This window comes from Pseudoalteromonas fuliginea, from assembly GCF_000690055.1.
Classification (GTDB): Bacteria; Pseudomonadota; Gammaproteobacteria; order Enterobacterales; family Alteromonadaceae; genus Pseudoalteromonas; species Pseudoalteromonas fuliginea.
The window spans coordinates 14,600-35,818 of sequence record NZ_JJNZ01000061.1 but is presented as its reverse complement, the minus strand read 5'-3'; the positions used below and the strand labels follow the sequence as shown (position 1 = coordinate 35,818).

The following is a 21,219-nucleotide window of genomic DNA, read 5'->3' as shown; positions in this document are numbered from 1 at the left end:
GAGAATAATAATGTTATATAAAAGCGATTCCTTTGAAGTTAGCTTCCTAAAGGAAAACATCGCCGAGTTTAAGTTTTGTGTTGCAGGTTCTGTAAACACATTATCTCAAAAAACTCTTTCAGATTGCGCAGCAGCATTAAAAGAATTAGCCGCCAATACTGATATCAAAGGCATGATTTTTACCAGTGATAAAGAGCACTTTATTATTGGTGCCGATATCTTCGAATTTTTACCTACATTTACTAAACCTGAAGAAGAATTAGTAGTGTGGATCAAAAACGCAACCGACGTTTTTGATGCAATTGAAGATTTACCATTCCCAACTCTAAGCGCTATAAACGGTATGGCACTTGGCGGTGGTTGTGAGTGGGCACTTGCTACCGATTATCGTGTGGCAAGCGAAACAGCTAAAATGGGCCTACCTGAAGTTAAACTTGGCATAATGCCAGGGTTTGGTGGCACAGTGCGCTTACCACGTATCATTGGCGCCGATAACGCGATGATGTGGATTACCTCAGGCGCAGAAAACCGCGCAGCAGATGCCCTTAAAGTAGGTGCGTTTGACGCAGTAGTTAGTGCTGACAAACTTTTAGAGTCAAGTGTATCAACACTTGAACTGGCAATTGCTGGCAAGTTAGATTGGCAAGCAAAACGCAACGTAAAACTACAGCCACTTAAATTAAACCGTGTTGAGCAAGGCATGAGCTTCGCTATGGCAGAAGGTATGGTAATGGGTAAAACCAAAGGCCACTATCCTGCACCGGTTATGGCTGTACGTACTATTAAAGCAGCGGCAAACTGTACTCGCGATGAAGCAATGGCAATCGAAAATGCCAACTTTGCTAAATTAGCACGTACACCAGAAGCAGCTGCACAAACAGGTATATTCCTAGCTGACCAATACATTAAAGGCAAAGCACGTAAATTTGCTAAGCACAGCGATGTAGAAATTAAGCAAGCCGCAGTATTAGGTGCTGGTATTATGGGTGGCGGTATTGCATACCAGTCTGCTTATAAAGGTACACCTATTATAATGAAAGACATCCAACAAGATGCGCTTGATTTAGGTATGGGTGAAGCGTCTAAGTTATTAGGTGCAAAAGTTAAGCGTGGACACATGCCAATGGAAAAAATGTTGGCAACACTTAGCAAAATTAAGCCAACACTTAACGCGTCAGAGCTACAAAGTGCCAACATTATTGTTGAAGCCGTTGTAGAAAACCCTAAAGTTAAGCAAGCAGTACTCGCTGATCTTGAAAAAACCATGCCAGAAGGCACGGTACTTACTTCAAACACATCAACTATTTGTATTGATTTACTAGCACAAGCGCTAGATAAGCCAGAAAATTTCTGTGGTATGCACTTTTTCAATCCAGTGCCAAAAATGCCATTAGTAGAAATTATCCGTGGTGCAAAAACCTCAGATAAAACAATTAATGCAGTAGTTGATTACGCGCTTAAATTAGGTAAATCGCCAATTGTTGTTAACGATTGCCCAGGCTTTTTTGTAAACCGTGTTTTATTCCCTTACTTTGCAGGTTTTAGCAAATTAGTGGTTGAAGGCGCTAACTTTGCAAAAGTAGATAAAGTAATGGAAAACGTATTTGGCTGGCCTATGGGTCCGGCTTACCTACTTGATGTTGTAGGTATTGATACAGCGTTCCATTGTACTGGCGTAATGGCTGACGGTTTCCCTGAGCGTATGGCGCGTGCTGATAAAGACCCTGTGACTATTTTTGCCAACGAAAAACGTTTTGGTCAAAAGAACAAAGCCGGTTTTTACAAATACGAAACAGATCGTCGCGGTCGTCTTAAAAAGTCTCATGACGAGACAGCAATTGAGCTATTAAGCCCAATTACAGACGCACCAAAAGAATTTGATAAACAAGAAATCATCGACCGTTGTATGATTCCAATGATCAACGAAGTGCTACTGTGCTTGCAAGAAGGCATTGTTGCCTCGCCGCAAGAAGCAGATATGGCATTAGTTTACGGTGTTGGTTTCCCTCCATTTAGAGGCGGCGCGTTCCGTTACTTAGATCAAACTGGTTTAGCTAACTTTGTTGCAGCAGCAGACAAATACGCTCACCTAGGTGCGATTTACCAAGTATCTGAGCAAACTCGCAAGTGGGCCGAAGAAGGTCGTGTTTTCTATAAGGTGGAAGGTTAATATCATGAATAATCCAGTAATTGTAGATTGTATCCGCACACCAATGGGTCGCTCTAAAAGTGGTGTATTCAAACATAAACGTGCAGAAGACTTAAGCGCACATTTAATGAAAGGCTTACTAGATCGCAACCCAGCAGTTGATCCAGCATCAATTGACGATATTTATTGGGGTTGTGTACAGCAAACATTAGAGCAAGGCTTTAACGTAGCACGTAACGCATCATTGCTTGCCGGTATTCCGCACAGTGTTCCTGCTGTTACGGTTAACCGTTTATGTGGCTCTTCTATGCAAGCATTGCATGACGCAGCACGCGCAATAATGACAGGCGCTGGCGACACTTACCTAATTGGTGGTGTTGAGCACATGGGTCACGTACCTATGACTCACGGCAACGACTTTCACCCAGGCTTAGCAACATCAATTGCACAAGCGTCTGGCTCTATGGGCTTAACAGCAGAATACCTTGCAACGCTTCATGGCATTAGCCGTGAGCAACAAGATGAATTTGCTTACCGTTCACATCAACGTGCACAAGCTGCAACTGTTGAAGGCCGTTTCCGTCGCGAAATATTAGCAATGGAAGGTCACGATGCAGATGGTTCGCTTATCTTAGTTGAAGACGACGAAGTAATTCGCCCAGAAACAACGGTAGAAGGCCTATCAAAGCTTCGCCCTGTATTTAATCCTGCATCGGGTACAGTAACAGCCGGTACGTCTTCTGCACTTTCTGACGGCGCATCTGCAATGTTAGTAATGAGCGAAGAAAAAGCTAAAGAACTTGGTTTACCAATTCGTGCGCGCATTAAAGCAATGGCAGTCGCTGGTTGCGATCCATCAATTATGGGTTACGGCCCAGTACCAGCAAGTAAAAAAGCACTTGCACAAGCCGGTATTACAATTGATGACCTAGGCGTAGTAGAACTTAACGAAGCCTTTGCAGCACAATCATTACCTGTAATGAAAGATTTAGGGTTAATGGATGTTGTTGACGAAAAAGTGAATTTAAATGGCGGCGCAATCGCACTTGGTCACCCACTGGGTTGTTCGGGTTCGCGTATTAGCACATCGCTTATTCACTTAATGGAAGACAAAAATGTACGATACGGTTTAGCAACTATGTGTATTGGTTTAGGCCAAGGCATTGCCACTGTATTTGAACGTGTTCAAGACTAATTAGTTTAAACATGTAAAACCATCTTGGTGATTAAAAAGGCGAACTGATTTTATTCAGTTCGCCTTTTTTATTAGCTTCAATTTATGAAAACCACCCTTTATCAAACAAGCATGTAACAGCGTAATTATGTGATCGGGCGTATTATTAAATAAAGTCTTTTGAAACTGCTAAAAGCATTAAGTAAAATAGTTAAATTACGCTTAAAATTGCGTTAAACTGCCAAACTTATTAATTGCTATACCTAAGCACTCGCGTACACAGCAACCACTTTAATTAAACAGGCCAATTTATTATGAGCTTTGATAATCCCGATCACCAATTAGATGCCATAGGCCTTCGCTGCCCAGAGCCAGTAATGATGGTACGTGCTGCAATTCGTAAAATGAACGACGGTGAAACGTTATTAATAACCGCTGATGACCCATCAACAACTCGCGACATTCCGAGCTTTTGTACGTTCATGGATCATACGCTGGTGGCTAAAGATGCAGAAGAAGCACCGTATAGATATGTGGTGAAGAAAGGATTGTAATCAGCTATCAGCAAATTTACTCGTTAGGCCAATTAGGTTTAAGTAGTCATTTGCAGTAAAACTATTTACTCCAAAAAACGTCATATAGGCTTCTAAAAGTTGAGAACCACTAACAGAGCCACTTCCATTATAACCAAAAGTGTTCATATAATTAGTTTTCTTTATATTATCAGCTCTCTTTAATACACACTGAAAGCTCCTGAAGTAAGTTATAAGATTTATATCAGCAAAATTAGAGTTATGGTACATAAAAGTTTCCCGCTCGTATCCACCTAGAATTAACAACTGTTTAACTCCCTCATAATCTCTTGTAGAACTAACCATTTCCTTTAAGTAATGAGGTAGATTTAGCTGTTTACAGTACAAATCGAGCTTACTTTCGACTGTAAATAAGTTCTCTTTCAAAACAGAGTACATATTATCGTATTCAGGTTTATTAAACATATAAAGACAAACCAAAGTAGATAAAACTATCACATCTACTGTTTTTTCATCGCTAATCAATTCAATACAAGTAAGTAACCTATCAGTTAATTGTATAGCCGATCTAGGCGTTAGGTTTTGCCAATTTGAAATTTTGGCAATAAGCGAAGATAGTTGCCTTTTTATATCTTCAGGTGATAAAAGCGGAAACAGTAAAACACTTTTTTGTTCAAGATAGTGATTATTTAATACAGTAAAATCACAGTTTGCTACTAATAAATTAGCAGAAACCTCAACATCTAGATTAAATTTAGTGTCAAAAAAGCGCCGCAAATAATTATCAGCATTAAAGTTATTTCCGTACAAAGCCTTTATAGTGTGTTGTAACTCTTCTGTATGAGTTGATACTACAATTACCAACCCTTCAACATCAAATATGTGCTTTATAGCTTCTAGCATTTCTACTGCATAAGTTGGTCGGCACCGGTCTAGCTCATCAATAAATATAAACGCAGGATAAATGCGAGCTGTTGCCAGCGAGCCTTTTGGCTTTTCAATCGAGTATTTTATTAACTCTTTAATTGTACCCTTTAGCTCTTTTACTCCCTTCTTATAGTCACTATGCTCTTTAAACGCTTGTGTTGTCATTGCTTCCATAGCTGCTGACAAATCTAATGATTTATTGCTTTGTGTTGATGACGAAATATCTGTGTCGGAGTTTTCGTCTACAAATAGTTCTTCAATATCAAATCCACCATAACGTTTAACTAATGCCGCTAAAATTTTCGGTAAAACAGACATACCTAAATTTTTGAAACGTTTTTTCTTTTCTTTACTTAAGTAACTTTGATTAACTGTTTTTAGAAGCTGCTCTTGTATTTCAGCAAGGACGGTAATAATAGGTGAATCCATAAAATCATTTGACCAAGCATCTATATAGACAACAGGATGTTCATACTTTAAGTCTTTAGCCCAACGTTTTATGAAATAAGTCTTACCTGCACCCCATTCCGCATTAACGTTAATTACATATGAAGATTTATTTGGCTTTTCACTATTTGCGTTTGATCGCCGAACAAGAATTTTAGTTAGCAGTTCTGCATCTTGTTTTCTATTTAGTTGATCTGCAGGATAAGTAACGCCATTAATTTTTACTTCTTCTTTCCATTCTTTAGTTTTCATACAACGTCCTTGTCACAAATCTTTAAGCCCTTCGGGCATCTAAAAACTGATAGCTTTAAACTTATAGCTATTTCTTCGTTATCGTCACTTTCGGCTCATCGTAGTCACTGTAATCAATACTTACTATGTACGTGCCTTTTATTGCTGGTGTGTAACTAAAGTAGTTATAAATAGTATTACAGTCGGCAGGTGCTGGTTGCCCAAGTGTTAGTTTTTGCCCTGCTGGTTGTGAGTCGCTGTAACCACAGTTGTAACCTTCACTAAAATCGACATCGGCTATTTTAAATTCGTACACTTTACCAGGCGTACTAAATTTCACTTCTGCTTGATAAAGCGCAGGACCTACTGACATAAATTGATACTGAGGTTCTGCATCCCACAGTGTAAAGTCGCCACGCAAGTAAATTGTGCGGTCAAGCTCTTGCTGTGGTAAAACATCGTTAATAGAGATTTGGCTTGTACAGGCAGTGAGTAAACCAGCAATTGCTAAGGTTAAAATTCGTTTCATAGAAATCATCAAATGGTGTCCTTTGCATACAGTGAAAACTAAAAAGCCAGCAAAACGCTGGCTTTTAAAATTGTTAATCGGTGTTATTTTTGTAAAACAGAAATATCTGCAATACCTAAAAACAATCCGCTTAACTGGCTTAGCAGCGCAAGACGATTTTGCTTAACAGCTTCATCGTCGGCCATAACCATTACGTTGTCAAAAAAGTTATCAACACTTTCACGAATACCCGCCAATTGGCTTAATGCCTCTTGGTAGTTTCCATCTGCGTAAAGTGGTGCAAGGTCAGTGGCAAATTTTGCTACTTGTGATGCCAATACTTTTTCAGCGTCGTCGCTTAATAAGCTCTCATCAACACTACCTTGGCTGGTAATGTCGTTTTTAGCCAGAATATTACCTACACGCTTATTAGCTGCTGCAAGCGCTTCTGCTGCGTCTAATGTACGGAAGTGGCTTACGGCTTTAACACGGCGATCAAAATCAACAGGTTTAGTCGGACGACGTGCAAGCACTGCTTGAATTACGTCTACTTCAATACCTTCGTCTTGATACCAAGCACGGAAGCGCCCTAGCATAAATTCAAATACGTCAGTTGATACATTTAAGTTAGTTAACTTGTCGCCAAACAATGTTTGCGATTTAGCTACTAGGTCTAAAATATCAAGTGGTAGTTCTTTTTCTACCATGATGCGAAGTGCACCAATAGCAGCACGACGAAGAGCAAATGGGTCTTTGTCACCTTTAGGTGCTTGGCCTATACCAAAAATACCCACCAGCGTATCAAACTTATCAGCAATCGCTACTGCACAGCTAATTAAGTTTGTAGGTAAGTTATCCCCTGCAAAGCGTGGCATGTACTGCTCGTTTTGCGCTACGGCTACATCTTCGGCTTCACCATCGTGGCGAGCGTAATGCATTCCCATTACACCTTGCACATCGGTAAATTCCATTACCATTTCAGTCATTAGGTCAGTTTTACTTAATAAGCCTGCACGCTGTGCTAGGTCTTTGTCAGCACCTAATTGCTCAGCAATATAACCTGCAAGCTCACTAATGCGCTCAGACTTATCTTTAAGCGTACCAAGTTGCTTTTGGAACAATACGCTATCAAGCGATTCTAATCGGCTTTCTAGGGTTTTCTTTTTATCTGTTTCAAAGAAGAACTGTGCATCGGCTAAACGCGGGCGCACTACTTTTTCATTACCAGAAATAACCACACTTGGATCTTTACTTTCGATGTTAGATACAAACAAAAACTTATTTAAAAGTTTGCCGTTTTGATCTAATAACGGGAAGTATTTTTGATCGTCTTTCATGGTGTAAATTAACGCTTCGGCCGGTACATCTAAAAATGCTTCTTCAAATGTTGCCGTTAAAGTCACTGGCCACTCTACAAGTGATGTTACTTCTTCTAGTAAATCTTCATCCATTGCAACAACAGCGTTAACTGCGCTTGCAGCCTCTTCTATTTGTGCACGAATTTGCGCTTTACGTTGTTCGTAATCAGCAATAACGTAAGCAGATTTAAGTACGTCAAAAACGTCGTCCGCATGGTTTATGCTAATTTTTTCTGGGTGATGAAAACGATGACCCTGAAGCTGGTTAGTTATTTGCTTACCAAGAATTTCGCCTTCAAGTAGCTCATCACCAAACAAGATAGTTACCGTATGCACTGGTCGAATAAATTGTGTTTTATTCGCGCCCCAACGCATTGGTTTAGGAATCGGTAGTTTAGCCAATGCTTTAGTAATTGCACCTGTCATTAGCGTTTTAGTTTCTTGCCCTGCTACTTTAGCAATGTGCAATAACCATGCGCCTTTGTCAGTTTCGAGTGTTTGTGCGTCTTTTACTTCAATACCACAACCACGTGCCCAACCCATTGCTGCTTTTGTTGGGTTACCGTCACCGTCAAATGCAGCTTTAGTGGCTGGACCGCGCTTTTCAACTTCTTTGTCTTGTTGCTTAGCTTCAAGCACTTTTACTTGTAAACCTAAACGACGAGGCGATGCATACCAGCTTACGCCTTGGTGTGCTAATTCTAGTGTTTCTAGCTCTGCAGTTAAGTTTGCAGCAAAGGCTTCTGCTAATTTACGCAGTGCTTTTGGTGGCAACTCTTCTGTGCCAATTTCTACTAATAAATTTTGTGCTGACATACTTACTTATCCTTACACAGCGGGAAACCAAGCGCTTCGCGTTTGTCATAGTAACTTTGTGCACACGCTTTTGATAACGCACGAACGCGTAAAATATAACGTTGGCGTTCGGTTACCGAAATTGCGTGGCGTGCGTCTAGTAAGTTAAATGCATGCGATGCTTTCATTACTTGCTCGTAAGCAGGTAGTGGTAAGTTTGCTTCAATTAACTTTTGGCTCTCTGCTTCACATTTATCAAACTGTGCAAATAAGTCTTCTACGTTTGCATGTTCAAAGTTGTAAGTAGACTGCTCTACTTCATTTTGATGGAACACGTCGCCGTAGGTTACGCGCCCTAGTGGACCGTCTGCCCATACTAAGTCGTAAATACTATCTACGCCTTGAATGTACATTGCCAAACGCTCTAGGCCGTAAGTGATCTCACCCGTTACAGGTGAACACTCAATACCGCCAACTTGTTGAAAGTAGGTAAACTGCGTTACTTCCATGCCGTTTAACCAAATTTCCCAACCTAGGCCCCACGCACCTAACGTAGGTGATTCCCAGTTATCTTCTACAAAGCGAACTTCGTGAGTTAGCGTATCGATACCCATAGCCGCTAACGAGCCTAAGTAAAGCTCTTGGATGTTATCTGGTGATGGCTTTAAAACCACCTGAAATTGGTAATAGTGTTGCAAGCGATTTGGGTTTTCACCGTAGCGACCATCTGTAGGACGACGACACGGTTGAACGTAAGCACTCGACATTGGTTCTGGACCAATAGACTTTAAAAATGTTTGCGGGTGAAATGTCCCGGCGCCCACTTCCATATCAAGTGGTTGAATAATGACACAGCCTTGCTGCGCCCAATAATCCTGTAAAGCCAGGATCAAACCTTGAAAGGTTTTTACGTCATATTTTTGCATATTTGGCTTTTTACTATCTAAGAAGTAGCGTGAAAATTACCTTTAGTATACCGTGTGTACACTCAGGTTTTAAGCAGTTTGTGTAATTGAAGAAAATAAAAAAGGAGCCATCAGGCTCCTTTTTTGGTGTAAATATTCTTTTTATACGTCTAAGTTAACTACGCGCAGTGCGTTAGTTTCAATAAACTCACGACGAGGCTCTACTTGGTCACCCATTAAGGTAGCAAATAATTGATCCGCGCCTACGGCATCTTCGATCGTCACTTGTAACATACGACGAGCACTAGGATCCATTGTGGTTTCCCAAAGCTGGCTTGGGTTCATTTCGCCCAATCCTTTATAACGCTGAATATATAGACCACGTTTAGATTCTGCGATCAACCATTCTAAAGCATCCACAAAGTTATCAACAGGAAGTGTTTTCTCTCCACGTTGAATATAAGCGCCTTCTGTAATGATATTTGCGATGTTAACACCAGTCACAGCAATACGTTGGTAATCGCGTGAGGTAATAAAGTCATAGCTCAACACATGCGATTTATCAACACCATGCTGACGAATATTCACAACCGGATAATATAAATTACGCTCTGTATCATGCTCTGTTGCAGCATTAAAAATAGTCGCATCTTCATCTCGTGCTATTAGGTCGTCTACTAGCTCTTTAGTCCACTCAATTACTTTAGCTTCATCTGAAAGGTCTTCTTTTTTCAGTTCGCTTTGATAAATTAAACGCTCCATTACCGTACTTGGGTATTTACGTTTTAAGCGTTCGATTACTTTAACTGTGTTTTGGTAATCATGAACTATTGTCTCTAGTGCTTCACCTTCAAGCGCCGACGCATTTGCACTTGTATATAAAGCCGCATTATTAAGCGCAAGCGATGTTAAGTATTCAACTAATGCTGGATCATCTTTAATATAACGCTCTTGCTTACCCTTCTTCACTTTGTAAAGTGGTGGCTGAGCAATATAAATATAGCCGCGTTCTACAATTTCAGGCATTTGACGATAGAAGAATGTTAGTAGTAACGTACGAATGTGAGAACCATCCACGTCCGCATCGGTCATGATAATGATACGATGGTAACGTAATTTTTCAGGGTTATATTCGTCACGTCCAATACCACAACCTAATGCAGTAATTAGCGTTGCTACTTCTTGCGAAGATAACATCTTGTCAAAACGTGCTTTTTCTACGTTTAAGATTTTACCCTTAAGCGGAAGAATAGCTTGGTTTTTACGGTTACGTCCCTGCTTGGCTGATCCGCCAGCAGAGTCCCCTTCCACTATATATAGTTCAGATTGGGCTGGGTCTTTTTCTTGGCAATCAGCTAGCTTACCCGGCAAGCCTGCTAAGTCCATTGCACCTTTACGTCGTGTCATTTCACGGGCTTTACGCGCCGCTTCACGTGCACGAGATGCATCAATGATTTTACCAACAACAATTTTGGCATCTACTGGGTTTTCTAATAAAAACTCAGTGAACTTTTCAGCCATTGCTTGCTCAACCGCAGATTTAACTTCGCTTGAAACGAGCTTATCTTTTGTTTGCGATGAGAACTTAGGATCAGGAACTTTAACACTAACAACAGCCGTTAAACCTTCGCGGGCATCATCACCGGTCGCATTACTGGTTGTTTTAGCTTTTTTGTTAAAGCCTTCTTTTTCCATGTAGTTGTTAAGCGTACGTGTTAGCGCAGATCTAAAACCGGCTAAATGAGTACCACCATCACGTTGTGGAATATTATTTGTAAAACAGTAAATGTTTTCTTGGTATGCATCATTCCACTGCATTGATACTTCAACGCTAATACCATCTTCTTCACGTTCATGAGTAAAATGGAATACACCTTTATGTATAGGTGTTTTATTACGGTTTAAGTATTCTACGAAAGCTTGAATACCGCCTTCGTATTTAAAGTGGTCAGATTTATTTTCTTCACGTTCATCATTTAAAATGATGCTCACACCTGAATTTAGGAATGAAAGCTCGCGTAAACGCTTAGCTAAAATTTCGTAATGAAAATCTAAGTTTGTGAATGTTTCACCACTTGGCCAAAAACGCAGTTCTGTACCAGTCGTTTCTGAGTCACCAATAACAGCTAAAGGTGCATCTGGAACACCCATAGTGTAAAACTGCTCGTGTAGTTTACCTTCACGGCGAACGGTAAGTTTTAGTTTTTCTGAAAGTGCATTTACAACAGAAACACCAACACCGTGTAAGCCACCCGATACTTTATAAGAGTTATCATCAAACTTACCACCAGCATGAAGTACCGTCATAATAACTTCGGCTGCTGATACGCCTTCTTCTTCATGGATAGAAGTTGGGATACCACGGCCGTTATCTCGTACTGAGACAGAACCGTCTAAGTGAATAGTTACATAAATATCATCACAATGACCTGCTAGGGCTTCATCGATAGAGTTATCAACGACCTCAAACACCATGTGGTGTAAGCCTGTGCCATCATCGGTGTCCCCAATATACATTCCAGGACGCTTTCTTACTGCGTCTAATCCTTTAAGTACTTTAATACTCGACGAGTCATAATTCTCAGACATGGTTAATCCCACTTATCTTGTTATTAGGTTGCCATGTTTCACGTGGAACATTTGTAGTTCTCGTTGCATGGGTTCCACCACAGCAGAAATACTTTCAGATAAAATTGAAGAGATAAAAATTTGAGAACTGCAGTGAGCAAGTAATTGTCCCACTTTCTCTTTTGTATCTTCGCCTAACTCTGAAGGTAGATCATCTATTAGCAATATAGATTGCTTATCTGTCTCTGACTCAATTAAGCTATTTTGCGTAACTTTTAACGCATATAGTAATAACTTCAATTGACCGCGTGAGAATGTATTCTCCACACTGTTGCCAGCGACACTAAAACTAAAGTCGGCCTTATGAGGCCCTTTACTTGTAAACCCTTGGCGAGCATCTCGCTCAAAGTTTTGCTCTAACGCATCTGCAAGAGATTCAGTCTCTTTCCAACCTGCATTAAAGGTCATTTCTAAATCGCGTACAAGCGTTAATTCTGCACACATTTTATCAAAAAACTGCTGCTTAAACCTACTTATATACGCCAATCTTAATTTATTTATTTCTTCAGCCAGTCTAACAAATTCTTTGTCCCAAAACTTAATTTGGTCAAAATAATTCTTTGGCTTAGTTTTTAACAACGCATTACGCTGTTTAAGTACTTTATTAAACGATTGCCACAAAAAAAAGAACCCATGTTCCACGTGGAACAAACCTAAATCTAAAAACTTTCTGCGCTCTTTTGGCCCGCCAAAAAATAAAGAATAGCTCTCTGGTGTAATAATTTGTACCGGCATAAGTTGAGCAAGTTCTGATATTTTACGGCTCGCCTTACCTTGAATTTTTAAATTAGTTTCACCCGTTTGGGTTTTACTAATACCAATTGGAATAGATAAGTCGTGTATTGTTTTGCGCCCGTGAATTACAAACTGATCTTGCTGATGCGCGATAATACTTTTGTGTTTTGGAGTACGAAAAGATTTGCCGTGAGAAAGGTAATAAATAGCCTCTAAAAGGCTGGTTTTTCCGCTGCCATTTTCACCATATATTATATTAACGCCGTTAACTGGTTCTAGCGTCAGCGCCTCAATATTACGAAAATATTTGAGGCTCAAATGACTTAAGCTCATTGTGTATTTATAGTCTTATAAACGCATAGGCATAACAACGTACATTGCTTCTTCATCGCCTGCACCTTCAATTAATGCACTGCTGTTTGAGTCGGCTAATGTAAATAGTACGTCTTCTGTTTTTAATGTGTTTAGTACATCTAATACGTAAGACACGTTAAAGCCTATTTCTAGATCCGCGCCTTGGTAACTTACTTCAACAACCTCTTCCGCTTGTTCTTGCTCTGGATTATTAGCCGTAATTTTTAATAAACCGTTTGATAAGTTTAAGCGTACACCACGAAACTTTTCATTAGATAAAATAGACACACGCTGAAATGCACTACGTAGCCATTCACGGTTAGCTGTAATAACTTTGTCGCCACCACGCGGTAATACACGACGGTAATCTGGAAAACGTCCATCAACTAGCTTACTTGTAAATGTAAACTCTAAATCGATAATACGGATATGATTAGCGCCAAACTGAATTGTTACTAACTCGTCATCAGCGACCATAAGGCGCATTATTTCTTGCACACCTTTACGAGGTATAATTAATTGACGCTGAGTATTAAGCGATTGCGTTAGCTGTTTTTGCGCAATCGCTAAACGGTGGCCATCTGTTGCGACTGTTTTTATATCAGTATTGTCTACTTCAAACGACATACCATTTAAATAATAACGTACGTCTTGATTCGCCATCGAGAAATGCGTGCTTTCGAGTAACTTACGAAGCTCTAAACGAGTTAGTTGAAATTCAACCTCTCCGTCCCACTCTTCTAGATTAGGAAAATCATCAGCAGATAATGTCGTTAATGAAAAACGGCTTTTACCACTGGTTAAAAGTAATTGATGCTCTTGCAAGCTTAAAGTAATGTCTGAACCGTCTGGTAGACTTTTACAAATATCGAGTAACTTTTTAGCGGGTAACGTTAGTTTTGTATCGGCAATATCGTCACCTACAAATACGCCAGAAACTAATTCAATTTCAAGGTCTGTACCTGTCATTGAAAGTTGTCCGTTTTCTACCACTAACAAAACGTTAGATAAAATTGGTAGTGTGTGTTTGCGCTCTATTGCACCTGACACTTGCACCAATGGCTTTAAAAATTGTTGTCTTGATATTGTTATTTGCATAATAAAGTCAGCCCTAAGATGACAATGTTCTTATTAAGTTTTGATAATCTTCTTTAATTTCGTGGCTTTCGTCACGTAGTGATTTTATCTTACGACATGCGTGCAATACGGTCGTATGATCGCGTCCACCAAATGCGTCACCAATCTCAGGTAAGCTGTGATTAGTTAATTCTTTAGATAATGCCATAGCAACTTGGCGAGGCCTTGCTATAGAGCGACTGCGGCGCTTAGACAACAGATCTGATACACGAATTCGATAGTACTCTGCTACGGTGCGCTGAATATTATCAATCGTAACCAGTTTGTCTTGCAAAGCAAGTAAATCGCGCAGTGCTTCTTTTACAAAATCGATCGAAATTGGACGACCGGTAAAGTTAGCATTGGCGATTACACGGTTAAGTGCACCTTCTAATTCACGCACATTTGAGCGTAACTTTTTAGCAATAAAAAAAGCAACTTCGTGTGGTAAATTAATTTTACTTTGCTGTGCTTTTTTCATCAAAATAGCAACGCGAGTTTCAAGCTCTGGTGGCTCAATCGCGATTGTTAATCCCCAACCAAAGCGTGATTTAAGACGGTCTTCGACCCCTTCAATCTCTTTTGGATAACGGTCAGAGGTTAAAATAATTTGTTGGTTACCTTCAAGTAATGCATTAAAGGTATGAAAAAACTCTTCTTGGGAGCGCTCTTTGTTAGCAAAAAATTGAATGTCATCAATCATTAATGCATCAACACTGCGATAATAACGTTTGAACTCTTCAATTGCGTTATTTTGTAGTGCTTTTACCATGTCTTGAACAAAGCGTTCTGAATGCATATAAACAATTTTAGCGTCTGGCTTATTTGCCATAATGCCATTGCCTACTGCATGTAATAAGTGAGTTTTACCTAAACCAGTACCACCGTATATAAATACAGGGTTAAAAGCAGAACCAGGATTGTCGGCAACCTGTGTGGCCGCAGCTTTTGCTAATTGGTTTGATTTACCTTCAACAAAGCTATCAAAGGTATAGTTCTCTTTAATATTAGATTTGTAACCTGACTTAGGTGCAGGCTCAACCACCGGCTTTTGCTCACGAGGTTGCTGTTTTGTTGAAGCGTGTGCGCTTGGCGCAGATTGTGTTTCTGCAACCGGTGCAGCTTGAGCGTTCAATAAAGGTTTACTTCCTACATCAAAACGCAGCTCTGGTGCTTCAACACCACAAATTTCTACTAATAGTTCGTTAATTCTATTGAGGTACTTTTCTCTCACCCAATCAAGCACAAAGCGATTAGGTGCATAAATCGTCAAGGTATCTTCGGTACTTTCTGCTTGAAGTGGTCTTACCCACATACTGAACTGCTGCGAAGGCAATTCATCTTGCAATACATATAAACAACTTTGCCAAACCGACAGATACACAGTTAAACTCCCAGAGATATAATTTTTATTCCCGCACATCATTAATGATTAAAAATCATGCATTTATTGCGTCAAAATAGCCAAATAAGTGGCCCAAGGCCGCGTATTATGAAGACACTTTATCCACAAGTAAAAGATTGATTTTTATAAAATTGTTGATATCGCTGTATAAAAACATTAACAGACTGATTTAAATAAGCTTTTATTTCAAAGCCTGATGACAGATCATAACAAAATAACACTAAGATCGCGAACCAATTTTACGATCCATTTTACTTTTCCCCTGCTTTTATTCACTTTTTATACAGGGGCTGTGGAAAACTTCTTATTTATGATGATCCTAGTGGATCATAATTCTCGATCACCATGAATAGAGTAACTAACACTTAGTATAGGCTGTAATTATGATTGACTTTGAGTCACTTCATCTATAATATCTCGCGCTCGCAATGGCACCTATGCCAGGATCGCGACCTGTATAGGATGTTTTAACTTTAACCGATCGGATGAGATTGTTATGAAAAGAACTTTTCAACCTAGCGTTTTAAAACGCAAACGTGCACACGGCTTCCGTGCTCGCATGGCAACTGTAAATGGCCGTAAAGTATTAGCACGTCGCCGCGCTAAAGGCCGCAAAGTTCTTTCTGCTTAATTTATAAGTGGAAGACTTTAGCTTTGGCAGGGAGTTACGTCTGTTAACTCCCTCGCATTACTCTCGCATATTTAATGAACCCGCTCGGGCTGCAACTCCTTTCTTTACTCTATTAGCTAAACCAAATAACCAAGATAAACCTAGGTTAGGACTTACTGTTGCTAAAAAACGTGTAAAAAAGGCATGCCAACGAAACCGTATTAAACGTCTCGCTCGCGAAAGTTTTCGTTTAAATCAACACAGCATCGATAATATTGATATTGTGCTTATGGTTAAAAATGGTATTGATGAGCAGTCTAATGAAGAAATAACCAAACAACTTACTAAATTATGGCGAAAAATTAACGAACGCTGTAAACCAGGTGCACCTAAACCGCCACCTTTTAAGAAACGCCCAAACAAATCAGCTAAATCTAATAAACAAACCTAATTGCAATAGAATTGCAGGGTTAATTAATGTATCTTTAGCTCACCTTTTAATCATGCATTTAAAATTTCTAATTGAGTCTTTAAATACATGATATCTATCTCACTAAACTTAAGTAGGGGCATAAACATCATGAGGTTACTTAAACCACTTGTTGCTTTACCAACTTTTTGTTTAGTGTTATTTATCCGCGGTTATCAAAAGTGGATTAGCCCGCTGTTAGGTCCGCATTGTCGTTTTAATCCAACCTGTTCTAGTTATGCTATTCAAGCAATTAAATTGCATGGATCGGTAAAAGGTAGTTGGTTAGCTTTGAAACGCATATTAAAATGCCATCCTTTACATTCAGGCGGAGACGACCCCGTCCCTGAAAAATTAACCCATATTAACCACCAACACGAGAAATAAGAGCTGTTATGGAATCGCAACGCACGTTTTTATTAATTGGCCTAATGCTAGTGTCGTTTTTATTGTTCCAAGAATGGGACAATGATTACAACAAGCCTAAAGTCGATCCAAGTGCCACAACACAAACACTAAAAGCAAATTCACCAGAGTCGGATGATTATATTCCTTCATCGTCAGATTCAGAATTACCTACTTCAGCAACTTTAGCTAAACGTTCAGTTATTGAAATCACAACTGACGTTTTTAAAGTTAAAATTGACACCAAAGGCGGTGACATTGTTGAAACAGACCTTCTTCAATACGAAGACACCAAAGGAAGTAACACTCCTTTTATGTTGCTTGGTGAGTTTGATGGCAAACAATACTTTTCACAAAGTGGCTTAATTGGCTTAAATGGCCCTGACGCATCAGCTAACGGTCGCCCTACTTACAATACCGAACAAAAGTCATATACCTTAACGGGTGATGAGCTTCGCGTTCCACTTCAGTTTACAGATCGTAATGGTGTTAGTTTTACTAAAACATATGTATTCAAAAAAGGTCAGTATGACGTAGGCTTAGAGTACAAAATTAACAACACCACCAGCGCACCACTTCAAGTACAGCTATACACGCAGATTAAGCGTACCGTACAAGAAAAAGGCAGCATGGTTGATCAAAACTATTTAGGTGCTGCATACGGTACTGACGAAGAACCATACGAAAAGTATAGTTTTTCAGATATGGCTGATAAAAACCTAAACAAAAACACCCAAGGTGGTTATGTTGCCTTTATTCAACATTACTTTGTAAGTGCTTGGGTTCCAATGCAGGATCAATCAAATACAATTTATAGCTTAATTACAAAAAGTAATGCCGCTATTATTGGTGCTAAAGATGAAGCTGTTAATATTCAAGCTGGTAGTGAGCAAACACTAACTGCTATTTATTATATGGGCCCAAAAGAATCAGATATTCTTGAAGCGATTCACCCAGACCTAGACTTAACTGTAGATTACGGTTGGTTATGGTTTATTTCGCAACCTTTATTTGTATTGCTAAAATGGCTACATAGCATTTTAGGTAACTGGGGTGTAGCAATTATTGCCATCACTATTATCGTTAAATCGTTAATGTACCCACTTACTAAAGCGCAATACACTTCAATGGCAAAAATGCGTGCGCTACAGCCTAAAATGGCAGCTCTTAAAGAAAAGTTTGGTGACGACCGTCAAAAGTTCGGCCAAGCAACTATGGAAATGTACAAAAAAGAAAAAGTTAACCCAATGGGTGGCTGTTTCCCTATTTTGCTACAAATGCCAATTTTCTTAGCCTTGTTCTACGTATTCTTAGAGTCAACTGAACTTCGCCATGCTGAATTTATTTTTTGGTTAACAGACCTTTCTGCACAAGACCCGTACTACGTATTACCAATCTTATTTGGTGCGAGTATGTTTGTGACGCAAAAACTTCAGCCTATGACGGTAACTGATCCAATGCAGCAAAAAATGATGACCTTTATGCCGGTTATCTTCTCTGTATTCTTCTTATGGTTCCCATCGGGTTTAGTTCTTTACTGGTTAGTGTCTAACCTTATTTCTATTGTCCAGATGTTAATCATCTACCGTGGCATGGAAAAGAAAGGAATTAAAGTAAGAGGCTAGCGCCTATACCCAAGCCACATCAAGATGCAAAATTCAGCGTTTCACAGGGGCTTAAGATCAAGGCGTTACTTTGCAAGAATGGCAGTCCCTTTTAAAAAGTAACAACGATGAAATTAAGTACCTGTGAAACGCCCAAAGGGTTGGTTTAAAAGCGATTTATACTGCGTTATTGATTTAACAATAGAACCACTATTATTCTCAATCAATGCCTTGCCTAAATAGCTTTTAACTCCAACTGAAACTCGCATCTTGAGATGGCTTGGGTATATTACTTATATAAAGGCGACTTCGGTCGCCTTTTTTATTGCCTGTTTTTCACCAGAGTATTCGCGAGTGTTTATTTCATAGGTTACAATACCGCCATAAAGTTACTCATCGTTGGCAAATTAATAGCATGATCAATCAAGATACAATTGCAGCACAAGCAACCGCTCCCGGACGTGGTGGCGTTGGTATAATTCGCGTTTCAGGCAGCCTTGCTAAAAGCGTTGCCAAAAAAGTGGTAGGTAAAATTCCTAAAGTTCGCTACGCCGATTACGTGCCATTTAAAAGCCTAGCTGGCGAGCAACTTGATCAAGGTATTGCCATTTACTTTGCAGGTCCTAACTCATTTACAGGCGAAGATGTGCTTGAGCTACAAGGCCACGGCGGCCCTGTAGTACTGGATATGTTACTTAAAGAAATTAGTAAAATCGAGGGCGTTCGTTTAGCAAAACCAGGTGAGTTTTCTGAGCGTGCATTTATGAACGACAAGCTTGATTTAACACAAGCAGAAGCCATCGCCGACTTAATTAATGCCACCAGCGAACAAGCCGCTAAAAGCGCCCTACAGTCGCTGCAAGGTGAATTTTCTAAGCACATAGAAACACTCGTTGAAAAAGTAATTCACTTACGTATGTACGTAGAAGCGGCAATTGATTTTCCTGATGAAGAAATTGACTTTTTATCTGACGGTAAAGTATCTGGTGATTTAGATGCCATTATAAATCAGCTCAATACCGTAACTAATCAAGCCAAGCAAGGCAGCATAATGCGCGAAGGTATGCGTGTTGTTATTGCTGGTCGCCCAAATGCGGGTAAATCAAGCCTACTCAACGCTCTAGCTGGTCGTGAAGCCGCAATCGTAACAGAAATAGCCGGTACCACTCGCGACGTACTACGAGAGCATATACATATAGATGGTATGCCACTGCATATTATAGATACCGCAGGCCTACGCGAAAGCCCAGACAGAGTAGAACAAATAGGTATTGAACGTGCTTGGGATGAAATAAATCAAGCCGATCGGGTTTTATTTATGCTTGATGGCACCGATACTACAGATACTGACCCGCATAAAATTTGGCCTGAGTTTATGGCAAAATTACCAGAAGGTATGGGCGTGACAGTCATCAGAAACAAGGCCGATTTGTCGGGCGATATTGTCGGTATGGAGCAAGAGCAACAATACCCGGTCATCAGCTTAAGTGCCAAAAATGCTGACGGTATTGAACTTGTTCGCGAGCATTTAAAAGCCTGTATAGGCTTTCAAGGTGCAACAGAAGGTGGCTTTATGGCGCGCCGTCGTCATTTGGATGCACTGGAAAGTGCGGCCCATCATTTAGATACCGGTAAAACACAATTAGAAATGCACATTGCCGGTGAAATACTGGCTGAAGAATTACGTTTAACACAGCAATATTTGAATGAAATAACCGGTGAATTTACCTCTGACGATTTACTAGGAAAGATATTTAGCTCGTTTTGTATTGGTAAATAAACACCTTATTACAAGCATATTCTTATTATAAAGAGCACTCAGGTGCTCTTTTTCATATAAAAAATTAGGCTTTAAAATATGCTATTTATACGTCTAATACCTGAGAGTTACAGTCGATAAATCATATTCAAAGCTACCTTTGTTACGTGCTAAGAGAGGTCTGATTACGTAGATTAAACAATGTGGAATATACTCTTTAGAGGCATTAATAGCGTAAATTACCCCTATTATTAATACAAAACCGATACATTTTTCAAACAATAACACACTTTTAAAGCGTTATACTTCATGCAGAAGAAAGTTATAAATTGCCTTTTTATACTTACTTTAGTTAGCCAAAATCCTAACAACACATCTCACAGACATAAAAAATGATGCTTTTTGCTTAATTAAAGAGCTAAAAAACACTGGTTAATGCTCTAAAAAGCTTACTTTTTAAATATATGATTTGATGATCACTGTGATTATTTAAATAAAAAGCTCAACAGTTAAGTATTAAAAAGTTTTGATCTGCTAACTCAACCAGCAAAATATATAAAAATAACGACTCTAAACCTACATTAAATTTAAAAAACCTCGATCACTTATCCACAATGCCAGCTTTTTTGATCAAACAAATACCAAAAACAGGTAAATAAGCTGAAAAAACCTCACTATTTATTAATATTTATCCGTTTATGAGCTTATTTTTAATTAATTTCATTAGATCTGCTTTATTAGATCATTTTAAAAATATATTTTAGATCTAAATTTGAGGTTATCAACAGGCTTTATATCCACATTATGATCAACATTTACTTTTAATATATAAATTACTATTTCAACTTTTTACTGATTAAAAATATCAATAACTTAGCGGATATAAAACAACCTAATAAGCCTACTTAAGCAGAGCTTTCCCCACTGTTATCAACAACTTGATCAGAAGATTACATTTAAAGATAATTTGTTAAACCCTATATTATCAATAACTTAAAGAAACGCTTTTGAATGAGTGTAAAATTACTGCAAAAATAGTTATACAAAATGGCACTCTTAACTTTACTGTTACCCTCACTCAGTTATCATAGTCAGCAATTAAAACAA

At 39.2% G+C, this 21,219-nt stretch carries 16 protein-coding genes; 8 read left to right on the top strand and 8 right to left on the bottom strand.

Annotated elements, in window-relative coordinates; translation table 11 throughout:
• Positions 1 to 10 precede the first annotated feature (10 nt).
• From fadB to tusA, 3 genes are all read left to right on the top strand, one after another.
• Positions 11 to 2,170, top strand: a complete 2,160-nt coding sequence (fadB, locus tag DC53_RS05010) for a fatty acid oxidation complex subunit alpha FadB (RefSeq protein ID WP_033031133.1) — start codon at positions 11 to 13, stop codon at positions 2,168 to 2,170.
• A 4-nt stretch (positions 2,171 to 2,174) separates the two neighbouring features.
• Complete coding sequence (fadA, locus tag DC53_RS05015) at positions 2,175 to 3,344, top strand: acetyl-CoA C-acyltransferase FadA (RefSeq protein WP_024597185.1); 1,170 nt, start codon at positions 2,175 to 2,177, stop codon at positions 3,342 to 3,344.
• A gap of 293 nt (positions 3,345 to 3,637) precedes the next feature.
• Positions 3,638 to 3,877, top strand: coding sequence for a sulfurtransferase TusA (gene tusA / locus DC53_RS05020; protein WP_004335190.1), 240 nt, complete (start codon positions 3,638 to 3,640; stop codon positions 3,875 to 3,877).
• On the opposite strand, the gene DC53_RS05025 is transcribed toward tusA, so the two are convergent.
• From DC53_RS05025 to dnaA, 8 genes are all read right to left on the bottom strand, one after another.
• The gene (locus DC53_RS05025) at positions 3,878 to 5,482 is read right to left on the bottom strand and encodes a KAP family P-loop NTPase fold protein (protein ID WP_007377645.1); all 1,605 of its coding nucleotides are present in this window, start codon (positions 5,480 to 5,482) and stop codon (positions 3,878 to 3,880) included. It lies immediately after the preceding gene.
• A gap of 67 nt (positions 5,483 to 5,549) precedes the next feature.
• Positions 5,550 to 5,999: an early set domain-containing protein gene (locus tag DC53_RS05030; RefSeq protein WP_007377646.1), complete on the bottom strand. Its 450-nt coding sequence runs from the start codon at positions 5,997 to 5,999 to the stop codon at positions 5,550 to 5,552.
• A gap of 74 nt (positions 6,000 to 6,073) precedes the next feature.
• The gene (gene glyS, locus DC53_RS05035) at positions 6,074 to 8,143 is read right to left on the bottom strand and encodes a glycine--tRNA ligase subunit beta (RefSeq protein WP_033031131.1); all 2,070 of its coding nucleotides are present in this window, start codon (positions 8,141 to 8,143) and stop codon (positions 6,074 to 6,076) included.
• Between the two features lie 2 nt (positions 8,144 to 8,145).
• Positions 8,146 to 9,048 (bottom strand): glycine--tRNA ligase subunit alpha, encoded by a 903-nt coding sequence (gene glyQ / locus DC53_RS05040; protein WP_007377648.1) that lies wholly within the window; start codon positions 9,046 to 9,048, stop codon positions 8,146 to 8,148.
• 141 nt (positions 9,049 to 9,189) lie between these two features.
• A complete protein-coding gene (gene gyrB, locus DC53_RS05045; RefSeq protein WP_033016208.1) occupies positions 9,190 to 11,616 on the bottom strand; it encodes a DNA topoisomerase (ATP-hydrolyzing) subunit B in 2,427 nt (808 codons plus the stop codon).
• 12 nt (positions 11,617 to 11,628) lie between these two features.
• Positions 11,629 to 12,723, bottom strand: a complete 1,095-nt coding sequence (recF, locus tag DC53_RS05050) for a DNA replication/repair protein RecF (protein ID WP_033031129.1) — start codon at positions 12,721 to 12,723, stop codon at positions 11,629 to 11,631.
• 15 nt (positions 12,724 to 12,738) lie between these two features.
• Entirely contained in the window at positions 12,739 to 13,842 is a 1,104-nt protein-coding gene (gene dnaN / locus DC53_RS05055) for a DNA polymerase III subunit beta (RefSeq protein WP_033031126.1), read from the bottom strand.
• A gap of 13 nt (positions 13,843 to 13,855) precedes the next feature.
• On the bottom strand, positions 13,856 to 15,244 hold the full coding sequence (gene dnaA / locus DC53_RS05060) for a chromosomal replication initiator protein DnaA (RefSeq protein WP_007377652.1): 1,389 nt from the start codon (positions 15,242 to 15,244) through the stop codon (positions 13,856 to 13,858).
• 517 nt (positions 15,245 to 15,761) lie between these two features.
• Between dnaA and rpmH the strand changes: the two genes are divergently transcribed.
• The 5 genes from rpmH (at position 15,762) to mnmE (ending at position 20,133) form a co-directional block, all read left to right on the top strand.
• Positions 15,762 to 15,896, top strand: coding sequence for a 50S ribosomal protein L34 (gene rpmH / locus DC53_RS05065; protein WP_004335215.1), 135 nt, complete (start codon positions 15,762 to 15,764; stop codon positions 15,894 to 15,896).
• A 7-nt stretch (positions 15,897 to 15,903) separates the two neighbouring features.
• Entirely contained in the window at positions 15,904 to 16,326 is a 423-nt protein-coding gene (gene rnpA / locus DC53_RS05070) for a ribonuclease P protein component (RefSeq protein ID WP_033031124.1), read from the top strand.
• Between the two features lie 129 nt (positions 16,327 to 16,455).
• Positions 16,456 to 16,731 carry a membrane protein insertion efficiency factor YidD gene (yidD, locus tag DC53_RS05075; RefSeq protein WP_008138026.1) on the top strand — a complete coding sequence of 92 codons (276 nt, stop codon included), beginning with the start codon at positions 16,456 to 16,458 and terminating at the stop codon, positions 16,729 to 16,731.
• 8 nt (positions 16,732 to 16,739) lie between these two features.
• A complete protein-coding gene (gene yidC, locus DC53_RS05080; RefSeq protein WP_033031122.1) occupies positions 16,740 to 18,374 on the top strand; it encodes a membrane protein insertase YidC in 1,635 nt (544 codons plus the stop codon).
• Between the two features lie 394 nt (positions 18,375 to 18,768).
• On the top strand, positions 18,769 to 20,133 hold the full coding sequence (gene mnmE / locus DC53_RS05085; RefSeq protein WP_033031120.1) for a tRNA uridine-5-carboxymethylaminomethyl(34) synthesis GTPase MnmE: 1,365 nt from the start codon (positions 18,769 to 18,771) through the stop codon (positions 20,131 to 20,133).
• Positions 20,134 to 21,219: the final 1,086 nt, after the last annotated feature.